At 68.5% G+C, this 14,220-nt stretch carries 10 protein-coding genes and 3 pseudogenes; 3 read left to right on the top strand and 10 right to left on the bottom strand.

The window, feature by feature from the left end; all coding sequences use genetic code 11:
- Positions 1-161: 161 nt before the first annotated feature.
- From SLUN_RS04625 to SLUN_RS04610, 4 genes and pseudogenes are all read right to left on the bottom strand, one after another.
- Entirely contained in the window at positions 162-2,984 is a 2,823-nt protein-coding gene (locus tag SLUN_RS04625) for an AfsR/SARP family transcriptional regulator (protein ID WP_257153665.1), read from the bottom strand.
- Between the two features lie 625 nt (positions 2,985-3,609).
- Complete coding sequence (locus SLUN_RS04620; protein ID WP_217505107.1) at positions 3,610-4,170, bottom strand: TetR/AcrR family transcriptional regulator; 561 nt, start codon at positions 4,168-4,170, stop codon at positions 3,610-3,612.
- Positions 4,167-4,511: an ATP-binding protein gene (locus tag SLUN_RS04615; protein WP_175313180.1), complete on the bottom strand. Its 345-nt coding sequence runs from the start codon at positions 4,509-4,511 to the stop codon at positions 4,167-4,169. The genes SLUN_RS04620 and SLUN_RS04615 overlap by 4 nt, the downstream gene beginning before the upstream one ends.
- A gap of 484 nt (positions 4,512-4,995) precedes the next feature.
- Positions 4,996-5,148: pseudogene (locus SLUN_RS04610) on the bottom strand (AraC family transcriptional regulator); the annotation flags it as partial.
- A gap of 334 nt (positions 5,149-5,482) precedes the next feature.
- Here SLUN_RS04610 and SLUN_RS04605 point away from each other — a divergent pair.
- Positions 5,483-5,797: pseudogene (locus SLUN_RS04605) on the top strand (3' terminal RNA ribose 2'-O-methyltransferase Hen1); the annotation flags it as partial.
- Here the strand turns inward: SLUN_RS04605 and SLUN_RS42295 are convergent.
- A pseudogene (locus tag SLUN_RS42295) lies at positions 5,781-5,897 on the bottom strand (transporter); the annotation flags it as partial. The pseudogenes SLUN_RS04605 and SLUN_RS42295 sit on opposite strands and share 17 nt — an antisense overlap.
- A gap of 242 nt (positions 5,898-6,139) precedes the next feature.
- Between SLUN_RS42295 and SLUN_RS04600 the strand changes: the two are divergent.
- Complete coding sequence (locus tag SLUN_RS04600; RefSeq protein ID WP_254709860.1) at positions 6,140-7,684, top strand: flavin-containing monooxygenase; 1,545 nt, start codon at positions 6,140-6,142, stop codon at positions 7,682-7,684.
- Positions 7,685-8,019: 335 nt separating this feature from the next.
- Here the strand turns inward: SLUN_RS04600 and SLUN_RS04595 are convergent, their stop codons facing one another.
- The 5 genes from SLUN_RS04595 to SLUN_RS39300 form a co-directional block, all read right to left on the bottom strand.
- Positions 8,020-9,381: a cytochrome P450 gene (locus SLUN_RS04595; protein ID WP_257153903.1), complete on the bottom strand. Its 1,362-nt coding sequence runs from the start codon at positions 9,379-9,381 to the stop codon at positions 8,020-8,022.
- 45 nt (positions 9,382-9,426) lie between these two features.
- On the bottom strand, positions 9,427-10,017 hold the full coding sequence (locus SLUN_RS04590; RefSeq protein WP_108147270.1) for an isochorismatase family protein: 591 nt from the start codon (positions 10,015-10,017) through the stop codon (positions 9,427-9,429).
- 230 nt (positions 10,018-10,247) lie between these two features.
- A complete protein-coding gene (locus tag SLUN_RS04585; RefSeq protein ID WP_108147269.1) occupies positions 10,248-10,466 on the bottom strand; it encodes a hypothetical protein in 219 nt (72 codons plus the stop codon).
- Between the two features lie 18 nt (positions 10,467-10,484).
- The gene (locus tag SLUN_RS04580) at positions 10,485-12,215 is read right to left on the bottom strand and encodes a SulP family inorganic anion transporter (RefSeq protein ID WP_108147268.1); all 1,731 of its coding nucleotides are present in this window, start codon (positions 12,213-12,215) and stop codon (positions 10,485-10,487) included.
- Positions 12,216-12,539: 324 nt separating this feature from the next.
- Complete coding sequence (locus SLUN_RS39300) at positions 12,540-12,791, bottom strand: hypothetical protein (protein WP_159100179.1); 252 nt, start codon at positions 12,789-12,791, stop codon at positions 12,540-12,542.
- A gap of 94 nt (positions 12,792-12,885) precedes the next feature.
- On the opposite strand from SLUN_RS39300, the gene SLUN_RS04565 reads away from it, so the two are divergent.
- The gene (locus SLUN_RS04565) at positions 12,886-13,665 is read left to right on the top strand and encodes an alpha/beta fold hydrolase (protein ID WP_108154529.1); all 780 of its coding nucleotides are present in this window, start codon (positions 12,886-12,888) and stop codon (positions 13,663-13,665) included.
- Positions 13,666-14,220 lie beyond the last annotated feature (555 nt).

The raw sequence follows: 14,220 nt of genomic DNA, 5'->3' as shown, positions 1-14,220 counted from the left end.
GGACAGAGGCGTTGGCGCCGGCTGGAATGCAGGCCGCCTCTGCGGCGATGGCGGGCGGGGTCGGCAAGCCGCTTGTCAGCACGACGGTTGCGGTCAGCCGGATCGTCCCGGCGACCGCACCTGCGCTTCGTCGGGGTGCAGGGGGAATCTGACCGAGTGGGTCAGTTACAGGGTCGGTTCTCTGTGAGCCCCGTGAGCTTCGCACGGACGACCTCCGCGTCCGTATGGCCGAGCCGTTCCAGGATGACGAGGGCCTCGGCCCATGCCTCACGCGCCGAGGCCACGCGGCCCACCACGTGGTGGGTGTCCCCGAGACGGCTCAGCGTGTCCGCTTCGGCGTAGGCGACGCCGACTTCACGGAAGAGGACGAGGGCCTGTTCGTAGCTGGCGACGGCCTCGGTGTACCGGCCCAGATGGTGCTGGGCGAGGCCGATGCTGTCCCAGACGTCCGCCTTGAGGTAGGGGCGGTCGGGCAGCTCCTTGATCGTCAGGGCTTCCTGGCAGTGGTCGAGCGCCTGCTGGTGCTGCCCGAGGAGGGTGTGGCACCAGCCGACGGCGTTGAGTGCCGCGGCGGTGCGAGCGCTGTGGCCGGCAGCCCGGTGCAGAGCGAGAGCCTGTTGGGCGTGGGAGAGCGCTGCTTCCAGGTCGCCCTGCCGTTCGGCCGCCCGGCTCAGCACCCGGATGCTCTCGGCGCAGGCGGTGACGTCGCCGGCAGCGGTGAACAGCTCCACCGCCCGCTCCATGCGGTTCCGTGCCTCTTCGACCCGGCCCAGATCGGTCGCGGCCCGCGCCAGTCCCTGGTGGACGTGTGCCTGGGCGCGGGGGTCGCCGAGACGCTCTGCCGCCTCCATCGCGATGTTCTGTGTTGCTTCGAGGTCGTGCCACAGCCCCTTGCGGTCCAGGTAGTGTCCGACGGCCCAGGCGAGTTGCCAGGTGTGCGTGTCGAGCCCATGAGCGGCCGCCGTTCTGATGGCCGCCATCAGCACCGCCCGTTCGGCGTCGAACCAGGCCGCGGCCGGGCCGGAGTGCCCAGGCTCCGGGGCGAATTCCTCGACCCGGACGCCCCGGGAGGGGGCAGACAGCACGATCGCGGGCCGGTCGGGAGAGTACGCCCGCCCTGCGCGGTGGGCACTGTGCAGATAGTGGTCGAGGACGCGGACCCGGGCGGTGTGGTGCTCCTCCGGCGTGTCGGAGGCACGAGCCAGTTCACCGGCGTAGGTGCGCAGCAGGTCGTGGGCGGCATACCGGCCGGGCACGGGTTCGTCCACGAGGTGGGCGTGAGTCAGTTCGGTCAGCAATTGGTGGGTGTGCGCGACGGTGAGGCCTGCGAGGCTTGCGGCGGCGGCCAACGAGGTGTCCGGGCCCGGATGCAGGGCGATCAGCCGGAACAGGCGTGCGGCGGCGGGGGTGAGGGCGTGGTACGACCACGAGAAGACGGCGCGTACGTCGGTCGCCGTGTCGGGCATGTTGAAGGCGTCCAGGCGGTTTTGACCGTCGGCCAGTTCGCCGGCGAGGCTCGCAAGAGGGAAGCCCGAGCAGGTCAGCGCCCGCGCAGCCGCGATGGACAGGGCCAGTGGCAGCCGGGCGCAGAGTTCGATGATCTCGTCGACGGCCGTCGGCTCGGCGGCCACCCGGTCGGCGCCCAGCCTGCGTACGAGGAAGTCGCGCGCCTCCGCCACAGAGAGCACGTCGAGGTGGACGGGGCAGGCCCCGTCTGTGGCGATCAGGCCGGACAGCCGGTTCCTGCTGGTGACGATCACCAGGCAGCCGGGGCTCGCCGGCAGCAGCGGGCGCACTTGCTGAGCGTCGCTGGCGTTGTCCAGCAGGAGCAGCACACGCCGCCCGGCGAGCCGTGTGCGGTAGCAGGCCACCAGCGCGTCGGCGTCCTGCGGCAGGCTCTGCGGATCGGCCCCAAGTGACTCAAGAAGCGTGCGCAGCGCCCGGTCCGGGGAGACCGGCAGTCCGGCCGGATCGAAGCCCCTCAGGTCGATGTAGAGCTGACCGTCGGGGAAACGGGAGCTGACATGGTGGGCCCAGTGCACGGCGAAGGTGCTCTTGCCGACTCCGGCCATGCCGGCGATGGCGCTGACGACGATGGTCGTGGGCACCTCGCCGTTGCCGGGAAGCAGCAGGTCCAACTGTGCGAGTTGCGCCGCACGCCCGACAAAGGCCGGCAGCTCGGCGGGGAGCTGTGCCGGCGTCGGCTGGTCGGGTGCCGGCGCGGGCGTGGGCGGGGCGATCAGTCCGGCGTCCGCCCGCAGGATGCGCTCGAACATGTGCCGGAGTTCAGGTCCCGGATCGACACCCAGCTCATCGGCGAGAACCGCGCGGGCCTCTTTGTACGTCACGAGCGCCTCCGCCTGGCGTCCCGACCGGTACAGGGCGAGCATCAGCATCTCCCGGAACCGTTCGTCCAGCGGGTGCTCGGCCACCAGGGCCGCCAACTCCCTTGCGGCATCAGCGTGTTCGCCCAGCTCGAGCCGGACCGCGAGGCTCGCCTCCAGGGCGGACAGCCGCAGTCGGTCAAGCCGTTTGCGCTGGGCTTGGGCGTACTCGCCGCGGATTCCGGCCAGCGCTGTCCCCTGCCAGTGAGCGAGGGCGTCGTTCAGGTACCGGGCGGCGGTCTTGGCATCGTTGTCGCGTCGGGCCCGGTCCCCCCGGGCGACGAGGTCCCGGAAGGCAGCCAGATCGAGCGATTCGGGCGACGTATGCATCTGGTAACCGTCCCGCACGGAAAGGATCGCCAGAGGGCCGAGCAGCCGACGCAGCCGATGGACGTAGGTGCGCAGCGAACTCACCGCGGAGCCCGGCGATCCGGTCCCCCAGACGGCGTCGACCAGCGCGTCGACCGGGACTTGTGCGCCTTCGCCGAGCAGCAATACGGCAAGGACCGCACGCTGCTTCGGAGGCCCGAGGTCCACCTCGTCCGGCCCGCACCAGCTACGGACAGGCCCCAGAACAGCGAAGCGCATTTGTTCCGGCACTCAAACTCTCCCCTGGTCAGACGGGGAGCAAGGCCATCGCCGCCCTGCTGCCCTGCTCCCCGAGGAGCACGGACGTTCCGCATCCGACTCCGCGCCGGTGTCCCCGCGCCGTGGAACGTCAGTGTTCCCACCGCGATCCGGGAGAACGAAAAGCCCTGCCTGCTCGTACCGCATGATGTGCCTTCCACTGATTCGTTTCTGGCCGTGGATGACTTCGCTGCGGCCGTAGGTACGGCTGGCTGCGACGCTACGGTCCGCCGGCGGGATGGGCCATGATCAAGCGTCTGGAGAACTTGCTTAATCGTCCAAGGCGGCCGCAGTCTCCCCTCGTGCGGTGGCGGTCTTGTGGTGTTGGTAGGAGAGGGTCACACGGGAGCTGTTGCCGCAACGGGTGGTCACGCACCAGCGGCGTGTTGCCGTCCCCGCCCGCCGGCGCATCGAGGTTCGGCGTTGAGGCCGGTCTGGGCGGACGTCATGTGTCGGACTCGTGGTTGGCGTGAGTTCGGGAGACGGAAGCGACTCCGAGAGGCGGAAGAGACTCCCCAATAATACGCGACCAGTCGCCTATGAATGAATCGAAGGGCATACATCACAGTGAGGCAGTGCAAGGTGTGCGCTTTGGGGTTCAGACGGATACCCCGACTGCGTCCAGCAGTCGCGGCAGCGATACGGTGAGGAACCGGTCGTACGGGGCACGGCTCTGGTCAACCCGGCCGCGCATGACAGCTCCCTCCCAGCTCTCGATGATCATCGATGCCAGGTCTGTTGTCTCAGTTGTCGCGACGCCGTCATCAGCGGTGTTCCCCGCTTGCGCCAGACAGGCAGCGATGAGATCCGACCACTGCTCCATGATGTTCGCCAGCCGGAGCCGTGCTTCCCCGTTGTCGTCGGAGAGTTCGAGAGCGAGATTGCCGAGGAGACACCCGAGCGCGAACCCCCGCTCGGCATTGTCCCGGGTCAAGGCCTCGAAGAATGCGACGAGGCGGCGCACCGGCGGGGTGGACGGGTCGGTGAGGATCGGGCCGTGATGACGGACGATTCCGGTCCAGAAGCGGTCGAGGACCGCGGCCGCGAAGACGTTCTTGCTGCTGTAGTAGCTGTAGAACGACCCTTTCGGGACGCCGGCGGTGTCCGTGATCTCCTTGATGCCCACCGCGTTGAAGCCGCGAGCATGGAAAAGGGTCATTCCTGCGTCGAGGAGACTCTCGCGGACGAGGGGATTGGCAGGTCGGGGCACATGCACAGCCTAACCGCCGGGCCGACGGACCAGTTCGCCCAGTGGGTCACGCGGCCGCTTGCGTGGTTGCGGGTTCCATGGGCCGGTGCGAGGGCATCGACTATGACCAGGCCGCGCCCGTGCTCATCGTCCTCCCGTGGGGCAGTCCCGGCGCTCTCTCCGGTGGGGCCGCCGTCCGTGACTCCCACCCACACCCAGGAGCCGATGCGATCACGCACCAGGTGCAGGAGCAGCGGCGGACGGGCATACAGCACCGCGTTCGCCACCAGCTCGGAGACCACAAGCAGCACGGATTCGGTACCAGCTCGGAGACCACAAGCAGCACGGATTCGGTTTCACCGTCGTGCCAGTCTTTGAGGAACGCGCTGGTGATCCGGCGGGCACGCCCTGCGGCCTCGGGGCGGTGCGGCAGCAGCCATCTGGTGTCCTGCCTCGCAGCACGCAAGTCGGACAGCACGCCCGGGGGCCGCCCCTCACCCCGGCGGGCGGGGGCGGCCCACACCTGGTCCACGGCAACACACGCACCAGAGCAACTGGTGCCAAGGTCAATGCTGTTTGCGTACATGAGGCCGCGCCTCGCCAATGAGTCGGACGTTTCTTCCTTCCGGCTCGACGGTAGGGCGGCGACACCGGGGAACTTGACTGCCTGCGTCACGGCTTTTGACTGAGAGCGAACTGCGGTCCTCGGCTGTTCTGCCGGGACGGGATCACTACTGCACGGTGCATCGGAGCGGCGGGCATTCACCGGCCGGCCGGCCGGCTGGCCGAGCGCGCTCACTGCCCCTTTGCCGGGCCTGGCGCGGCTCCGTCGGCGCCCTCTGACAGGGCCCGCCAGGCGCGCGGGGACAATCCGTAAGCGGCCCGGAACACACGGCTGAAATGGGCGGGGCTGAGGAAACCCCATCGGTGGGCGACCGCGGCCACGGCCAGCGGCCGGGTGCCCGACCTGACCTCCACCTGCGCGACGCGCTGAGTCGCCTGAGGGCCTCGAAGCAACTCCGCTCTGCTGTAGGGGGCATCTCCCGCTCGGGGTTCTACCTGTACCTCCGCGACAAGGTAGATGTGCTCCTGCAGCTGAGTGCTTTCCTGAAGGCAGACAGCAAGGGTGTTGCCTCTGATTGCCTCCGAGCGGACCGGGTCGAATCGGGGTCGAAACCCGGTGGTTGGCTCCGACTGCCTCCTATAGCCTCTGAAACCGTCCTAGCAGGTCACAGTCGTTTCAACCCCGTGCAAGCAAAGATCAAGAGGTGCGTCGGATTTCCTGACGATCAGTACGAGCGGTACTCCAGAACGTCCCGCCACCGACCTCGGCTTTCTGCTGCACAAGCACCCCGACAAGGCGCAGGCGTTCTCCACCTTGCACGGCACGGCGCATGTCTTCTACCCCGAGGCATCCGCCGAGCGCTGCACGGCCGCCCTGCTGCTGGAGGTGGATCCGGTGGCGCTGGTGCGGCGCGGCAAGGGCAAGGGCCGCGGCGGCGCGCCCGATTCGGCGCTCGCGCAGTACGTCAACGACCGGCCGTACGCCGCGTCCTCGTTGCTGCCCGTCGCCATGAGCAAATGGTTCCCACGAGCGTGGGTGCAAACAGAATGGCGGCCCACGAGGAGATCTTCTTGATTCCATCTACTGAACCCGCCTGACCTGCGGAAACGCGCATTTCTTGGCCTCTGACCTGCAGTGGAGTATCTTTCAGGCCCTTTCAGTACCATGCCGCTTGATGTAGACCCGCGCGAACTCCAGGGCGCAATTCGGCTCGCGCAACAGTTGGCGCAACCGGTGGTGCAACCCGGCGGACATCTCCACTGGAGGGCGGTGTCGATCGAGCAGCAGAGGCTGGATGACCGTGTCTTCCCGCTCCCCCTCCCGTTGCTGCTGACAGGGGAGCTATTGCTCTCCGTCTCGGAGAGGAGTCGGCGCTTGCAGCACGATCTGTCACGCGGTGCGTCGGGAGGCAAGGAGGCCCATGTCATCGTGGTCGGTGCGGGCTTCTCCGGCATCGGTGCCGCCATCCGGCTGCGCCAGGAGGGATTCGGTGACCTCCTGGTGCTGGAGAAGGCTCCGCAGCTCGGGGGTACCTGGCGGGAGAACACCTATCCGGGCTGCGCGTGCGATGTGCCGTCCTCGCTCTACTCCTACTCCTTCAGCCCCAACCCCGGATGGAGCAGACTCTTCGCAGGGCAACGGGAGATCCACGACTATCTCCGGACGACTGCGGAGCAGTACGGCGTAGACGAAGCGCTGCGCTGCGATGTCCGTGTGTTGCGGGCCTGGTGGGATCGGTCCGCGGGACGTTGGCGGTTGGAAACGACCGACGGTGACTACAGCAGCGAGGTGCTGGTCATGGCCACGGGCCCTTGGCACCGGCCACGGCGTCCTGAGGTGCCGGGGCTGGCCGAATTTCCCGGTCCGGTTTTCCACACCGCGCAGTGGGACCACACCGTGGACCTGGCCGGCCGGCGCGTGGCCGTGGTGGGGAGCGGGGCTTCGGCCGTGCAGGTCGTCCCGGCCATCCAGGAACAGGCGGCAGCGGTGCACGTCTTCCAGCGCACCGCCCAATGGATCCTGCCCAAACCCGACTTCCCGGTCCCTCGGGCCCTCGGCTGGTGTCTGCGCCACTTGCCGGGCGCCCAACGAGTCATGCGGAGTGCCCAGTTCAGGATGCAGGAGGGCTTCGGTTACGTCTTCCGCCACCCACGGCTCGTCCGCCCCCTGCAGGCAGCGGCCCGCGCTCACTTGCACCTCGCGGTCCGTGACCGGCGCCTGCGACAGGCGCTCACGCCGCACTACACACTGGGCTGCAAGCGCCTGCTGACCTCGAGCACCTACTATCCAGCGCTGGCCAAGCCCCACGTCCACCTTCACCCCACCGCTGTGTCCGCCGCTCGGGGAAATCGCCTCATCGGCGCCGACGGCGCCCAGGCCGAGGCCGACGTAGTGGTCCTGGCCACGGGCTTCCACATCGGCGAGCTGCCGCTGGCACGACGCGTGCACGGCACGGGCGGCCTGACCCTGCAGGAGACCTGGGCAGAGGGGCCCGCAGCCTACCTCGGCACCACCGTCAGCGGCTTCCCCAATCTTTTCCTCCTCCTGGGTCCCAACATCCTCAGCGGCTCCACCTCCGCCATCACCGTCCTCGAAGCCCAGCTCACCTACCTGTGCGCCGCCCTGACACACCGACGCCAGGGCGGCTACACCGCCGTGGACGTGAAACCGGCGGTCCAGGCTGCGTACAACACCGCGTTACAGGACGCGCTGCGCACCACCGTGTACGACGCTGGCCACTGCTCCAGCTACTACCTCAGCCCCACCGGGCGGAACACCTTCTCCTGGCCTTGGTCCACGGGTCGGCTCATCCGCAGCCTCAGCCGCTTCGACCCAGCGGCCTACACCCTTCAAGGACCACCCCTGCCCAGCCCTCGGTCCGCGCCTATCACGCCGGATCACACCCGCCCCGGTCGGTGAGACAGAAGCCTCCGCGTGACGCAGCAGACATCGCAGGAGACGGCCGCCATCTACCAGGGCGTCATCCGCGCCATCGACGCCGGGGAGGTGGGCTTGGCCTTCTTCCCGTGCCGCCGCCCCTGACAACGCGCCGCCCGCCACAGCCGCCCATCACAGCACCGGCACCACAGACGCGTGGCGGATGTATGAGCCCCGCAGCTCAGGAGCTATTTCCGTTGCTTTTCGGAGGAAGCCACCGAGACACATGGGCGCCACCGCCTGCTTGCTCCGTTCGGACAACTTCTGCCCGGCCGTATGGCATACCGCCGGAGCCGTCACCTATCTCGCCGGCGAGATCATGTGCGGTTGGGGAAGTTGTTGCTGTCGGTGCCGCGTGGCAGGCGCCGCACTGCTCGGGCTGCCAGGGAAAAGCACATCAACTGTGCCGCGCCGAAGGCAAGGCGCTCCGCGTGGTCGCGTGTCCACACGAGCATCTTCTTGAACCCAATCCCGGGAGTTCCGGCCGAGCCGAGGGGCACCAGGCAGCAGAGGCCGCCTCCCTCCAGCGCCCGGGTGTGGCGGATGGGAGCGTGTACTGCGAACGAGCTCAGCAGTTCTTGCACGATCACAGCTCCCGCTGTCCGAGAGAACCGCTCGGCAGGACACTTCCGTTGCCCCTTGCCGAAGACCACGAATCCGCTGTCGGCGCGGCTGTGGTGTTCCCATCTCTCCGGAATGAACGCGTCTGGTTCCGTGTGGCCCATTCGCTGGTGCCGGCTGATGTCCACCAGGAGCTGAGTCCCGCGCGGGATCGTCACCGTCGGGCTCAAGGGGACGTCGTCGACCACGAGTCGCTGGATCGTGGCGTGCTGGGGGTAGAGCCGCAGTGTTTCCGAGAGGACGTGGTCGAGGTAGCGGGCGTCGCGCTCGATGACCCGCTCGACGACGTGTGGATGCCGGGATGCCGCGAGCACGGTATGGCAGGCGAATTCGGAGAGCTGGTTAACGCCCTTGCTGAAGAACACACCCTGCAGGTGTTTCGCCCTGGAGTTCGTGTCGAGCGCGCTCTCGTGACCGAAGATGCCGGGGCACCCGCCGTACTCGGTCACCTTGGCCTGCAAAAGGCCGAGGAGCTCCAGCTTGGTGGAGATGTTTTTTGAGTGCCGAATTCCCTTGAAGTTCTTCGTGGTATCGCTGGCGGAACGACCGATCAGCGCGATCTGTTCCTGCGATGGCGCAGCCCTGAAGACCAGTTCGAACATGAGACGGGAGGCGATAGGGACGGTGAGGTCCGTGAGCCGCAGCACGCGGCTTGTGGTGCCGGCGCGCCAGACGTCCTCCAGGACCTGGTGGGTGCACCTCCGGGCCGTGGCGACGATCTCCTCGCGCGGAACGGAGAGAGTGCGGAGCGTCGCCTTGGCCAGCTCCGCGTAGTGGGGGTGGTCGGTGTCGATGCACTCCTGGTGTTCGTTCGCCGGCCTGTTGTAGTAGAGGAAGGTTCGCCGCGCGTGGGTATGTCCGCGTTGGCTTGCGGACTTGTGGGCGAAGAGCCTATCCAGGAGATGCCCATGGATGTCCCGGTTGGGGATCCGGATCGTCGGGGCGTCAGCCGGGTCGTCGCCTTTGGCGAGCAAGCGGAGCCTGTAGGCGTCTCCAATGCGCGGATTCGCGGCACATGCGAGCAGCACGGTGGCGGCAGCGGCTGGCGGGATCGCCATCAGCAAGATCAGGGGGACGCTCATGTGGGCTCCGTAGGGCCTTTTTCAGGCGGCGATGACAGGTTCGCCGCTCAGCTTGACACCGGCCCGGCGCAGCTCGGCGATTGCGGTGCGCGTGGTGTCGGCGGCGACGCCGGCGGTGTAGTCGAGCAGGACCCGCACCGTGAAGCCCGCGCGCACTCCGTCCAGTGCGGTGGCCTTCACGCAGTGATCGGTCGCGATGCCGACGACGTCGAGGTCGGCGATGTCGCGGGCCTTCAGCCAGGCGGACAGTGTCGTGCCGTCCTGGGCCGAGCCCTCGAAACCGCTCTTCGAGGAGGAGTGCGCGCCCTTGAAGAAGACCTCGTCGACGTGCCCGGAGTCGACGGCGGGCGCAAAATCCGGATGGAACTCGCCTCCCTCACTGCCGACGACGCAATGCACAGGGAACGAGTCCCGGAAGTCGGGGTTCTCAGAGAAGTGGGCGCCCGGATCGATGTGGTGGTCACGGGTGGCGACGACGAAGGCGTACTGCCCGTCGGCGCGCCGGACCAGTTCGGCGATAGCCGCAGCGCGGTCCGCGCCGCCCTTCACCGGAACGCTGCCGCCCTCGCAGAAGTCCTTCTGCACATCGACGATGATCAATGCACGACGCATGGAAAGCCCTTCCCTCGGGTGAACCTCTCCTCGATGGGTGCCCTTCCGTCGGCGGGCGGACGCGCCACTCGCAGGTCGATCACCCGACCGGCGTAGTGCGCAGCATGCGCATGACGGTGGCGGGCGAGGGGACGAACACGGAAGACACGCAGCGCTACATGTCCGTTCGCCGTAGCGGCGGATGGCTCGGCCACGTACTGCGGCGTTTCAGGAAGGCCGGGTCCGGCCGTCTACAGCCCGGCCGCCGGGTCGTCGGTGGCCACGGACCGCAGCGGACGGTGGCCCTTCTCGTCGAGCTGAGCGAGCTCATGCGCGTCCCACATGTTGGCCCAGACGTGGGAGTCCTCGGTGATGACGAATGCGTAGGGGCGGGTGCCCGCGGTGGGGGTGTCGCGGACCGTGATGACGCCGATGGGCCGCGAGACTGTGTGGCCGGGGGGTGCGGGCACATTCGAAACACGCCCCAGCTAGCCGCCATCGCTGTCGTGGTTCCGGCACCAAGAGCGGTACGCGGCAAGCGCGGTGGGCAGCGTGGGAAAGATCCGGTCCTCGCCGACGGATGCGCTGAGTCCATACGCGTCCAGCTCGTCCCGCAGATCCTGTTTGACGCGGGCCATGGCGAACTCGATGCCGCGTCCGGTCAGTTCCCTCCGTAGTTGGTCCAGCGAGTCCAGTGCGGTGATGTCCACCTCCACGTTCGCCTCGGCGTTGAGGACGAACCACCTGACCGGGATTTCCTGCTCGGCCACCGCGGCCAGAGCACTGCGCCTGAAGTCCTCCGCATTGGCGAAGAACAGAGGGGAGTCGTAGCGGTAGACCAGCAGCCCGGGGACCACCCGTGCCTGCGGGTAGTCGTCGACGTCGTGCATGCCCGGCAAACCGGGCACCAGGCCCTGAACGGCGTCGTGCGGTCGCGCCACCCTGGTCAGTAGCTCGGCGACCGACAGGCCCACGGCCACGAGCACCCCGTACAGGATGTCCAGGGCGAGGACTCCGGCGAGGCAGCCGAGGGCCAGCAGGAGTTCCTGGAGGCGGAAGGATGCCAGCCGCCGGAACCCGGCCAGGTCGATCATCCGGATCGCGGCGTAGACGACCAGCGCACCCAGTACGGCCATGGGGGTGTTGGTGAGCAGCGGACTCAGGAAAAGCAGTACGGCCAGCACGGCAGCCCCGGCGGTGAGCCCGTACGCCTGGGTGTGCCCGCCCGTGGACTGGGCGAGTGCGGTGCGGCTGGCACTGCTGCTCACCGGGAATCCCTGAAGCGTGCCGGCGCCGAGGTTCACGGCGCCCAGGGCGAACAGCTCCTGGTTCGCGTCCAGGCGCGGCCCACTGTCGTCGGTGGTGAAGGCGCGCGCTGTGAGGATGAAGTCGGTATAGCCCACGAGCAGGACACCGACGGCGGGCAGCAGCAACTCGGGCAGGCTGCCGAGATCGGGTATGTCCGGGCGGGGCAGCCCGGCCGGGATCTCCCCGATCACCGCGAGACCGCGGTCCTGCAGGTCGAACACAGCCACCACCGCCGTACCGAGAGCGAGGGCAAGCAGTGGGCCGGGAATGCCCCAGCGAAACCGGGTGGCCAGGTACAGGAAGACCAGCGTCCCGGCACTGAAGATCACCGTCGTGGGATGGGCCTCGGTCAGGTTCTGCGCGAAGGAGACCAGCTTCGGGAAGAACCCCGAACCTTCCGTGGGGACACCGGTGAGCTTGGTGAGCTGATCCACCATCATGATCAGCGCCACGCCCGCCAGATACCCGATCAGCACGGGCCGTGAGAGCAGATCGGCCACGAATCCCAGCCTCGCCGCCCACGCCACCAGGCACATCAGACCCACCGCGACGGCGAGCGCGGAGGCCAGGACCGCGTACCGCGCGGGATCGCCATCGGCGAGCGGCCCCACGACGGTCGCGGTCATCAGCGCTGTCGTCGACTCCGGCCCCACGGACAGCAGCCGGGACGAGCCCAGGAAGGCGTACAGCACAAGCGCGGGCAGGATGGCCCACAGGCCCACGACCGGTGGCAGGCCCGCGACGCTGGCGTACGCCATGACCTGCGGCACGAGATACGCGGCGACCGTGACCCCGGCCAGGAGGTCCCCACGCAGCCAGTCGCGCCGGTACCCCTTGAACACCGCGAGGCCCGGTACCCCCGGCACGGCACGATGCCACCCTCTGCCCGGGGTGCCGGGGTGCTTCGACACGGGTCTCCTTCGGGTGGGTCCGCGCGGGCAGGGTCACGGACGAGGGAACGGATCGTACTCACCCGCTGCGCTGCGACCTGCGGGCCAGGAGCTTGCCCAGTTCCCACAGGAGCGGTGGGGTGCTGCCGCCGACCGTGGACGCCGGCTCATCCGTCCTCATCGCCAAACCGCCCGCGCGCTCGGAAACCCAGGTCTCAAGGACAGTGACTGCATGGCCGACGGCCCCCGGAACCGACAACCCTGAGACAGCTCATGGGTCGGCTACGAGGCCGCCACTCTCATCCTCCGGCCCCCCGGTCGAAACCGCCTCACGGACGACGCCCCTCACGGGGGTTCCTGCGATGCCGCAGGATCGGTACTCGAAACCGGGCCGCGAGGGAGGAACGCCGCGGCGACGGGGCCGATGACTGTGTGCCAGGGCTGCGGTGCGGAGGCGGAGTGGTGTGGCGCCCAGGCCACGAGGTACTCGCCGACCGGCAGCCGTAATTGGACGTGGCGTACACCGAGATTCCCGGCTACGGTCACCTCGACACGTTCCTCGGCCGGGGCGCTGCCCTCGACACGTTTCGGGCACATCCTCGACTTCCTCGGCAAGCGCCGTTACGGCCTCCAGGGCGGTCGGCGCCAGTACCCGGCCATACCCGAACCACGCTCCAGGAGGCCACGACCCATGCCGCACCTCGCTGTCGACGGCGCAGCACTGACGTACGACGACGAGGGCCCCCACGACGGTGACGGCGTGCCCATGGTGTTCATTCACGGTTGGACGGCCGACCGGCACCGCTGGGATCACCAGATGGCGCACTTCGCGCCGATGCGGCGGGTCATACGGCTCGACCTGCGCGGGCACGGCGAGAGCAGCGGGTCGGGGGCGCGGACGATCGAAGAGCTGGCCGTGGACGTCCTCGCCCTCCTCGACCACCTCGAGGTCGACCGGTTCGTGCTCGTCGGTCACTCCATGGGCGGGATGATCGCGCAGACCCTCGCCCTCGGCCATCCTGAGCGGATCGAGCGCCTTGCGCTGGTGAACTCGATCAGCCGGATGACCTACAGCCGTGGGCGGGGCCTGCTGATGGCGGCGTCGACGCTGTTGCCGTTCAAGGTGTTCGTCGCCACTAACATCCAGCGGGCCTTTGCCCCCGGCTACCCGCGCGAGGAGATTCGCGAGTGCATCCGGGCCTCCTCGGCCACGCCGCGGGAGGTGGTCATGACGTGCTACGCCGCCATGCGGTCCTTCGACGTCCTTGGCCGGGTCGGTGAGATCTGTACGCCCACCCTGTTGGTGCACGGCTACCACGACATCCAGCTGCCCGTCGCGCAGATGCTGCGGATGGCGAAGGCCTACCCGGACGCGCTGGTCCGGATCGTGGACGCCGGCCACGAACTGCCGGTGGAGAAGCCGGCGGAGCTGACCGCGGTGCTCGACCGGTTCGTGACCGACCGAGCATGAGGCGGTGGGCGGCCGAGTGGATCCTCTGCAGGTCCTCAGAGGGCGCATCTCCCCGGCGAACTGGTTGCCGGCGCACGCAGTTCGTCCTGGATCCGGTGCTGGTCCGGTGCTGACCCACTTGCTAGATCTGTGCGAAGAACGCAGGTCCTAGCTCCGATCGGACGAGTTGTCGTACCACTCGATGGTGGTCCCGATGAGGCTCGCGGCGACGATGCGCTTGAGGGAGCTGGGGGCTGGTGGAGCGGTGGCGGAGGCGGCCATGGGTACCACTTCCGGGCGGGGGACGGGGCCGGTTCGTGTCGCCACACCGTAGAAACGCGCTGGTCAGTGGCACATGTGGTGGGACACCGTACTTCAGTCGCCTGCTGTGCGTGCGGCACCTATGAGGGCCTTGTCGGGGCTGCCGGAGCGAGCGGTGTCGGCGACCCGGCATGCGTAGGGGCCGGCAGTGGCCCGCCGAGATAGGTGCTCTGACGTGACAGGCGGCGAATTGCCCACGGGGACGCGGCCGGGCCCGGGGTCTGTGACATGAACCGGAGTGGTGGGAAGATAGCC

This window comes from Streptomyces lunaelactis (genome assembly GCF_003054555.1).
GTDB lineage: Bacteria > Actinomycetota > Actinomycetes > Streptomycetales > Streptomycetaceae > Streptomyces > Streptomyces lunaelactis.
This window is presented reverse-complemented; position numbering and strand designations above follow the sequence as displayed.

What these genes read in the sequence shown, in the direction of transcription:
- SLUN_RS39300 (WP_159100179.1), bottom strand. Translation starts at nt 12,791, where the DNA reads ATGTGCCCGAAACGTGTCGAGGGCAGCGCCCCGGCCGAGGAACGTGTC.
- SLUN_RS04620 (WP_217505107.1), bottom strand. Translation starts at nt 4,170, where the DNA reads ATGACCCTTTTCCATGCTCGCGGCTTCAACGCGGTGGGCATCAAGGAG.
- SLUN_RS04590 (WP_108147270.1), bottom strand. Translation starts at nt 10,017, where the DNA reads ATGCGTCGTGCATTGATCATCGTCGATGTGCAGAAGGACTTCTGCGAG.
- SLUN_RS04595 (WP_257153903.1), bottom strand. Translation starts at nt 9,381, where the DNA reads ATGGCGATCCCGCCAGCCGCTGCCGCCACCGTGCTGCTCGCATGTGCC.
- SLUN_RS04565 (WP_108154529.1), top strand. Translation starts at nt 12,886, where the DNA reads ATGCCGCACCTCGCTGTCGACGGCGCAGCACTGACGTACGACGACGAG.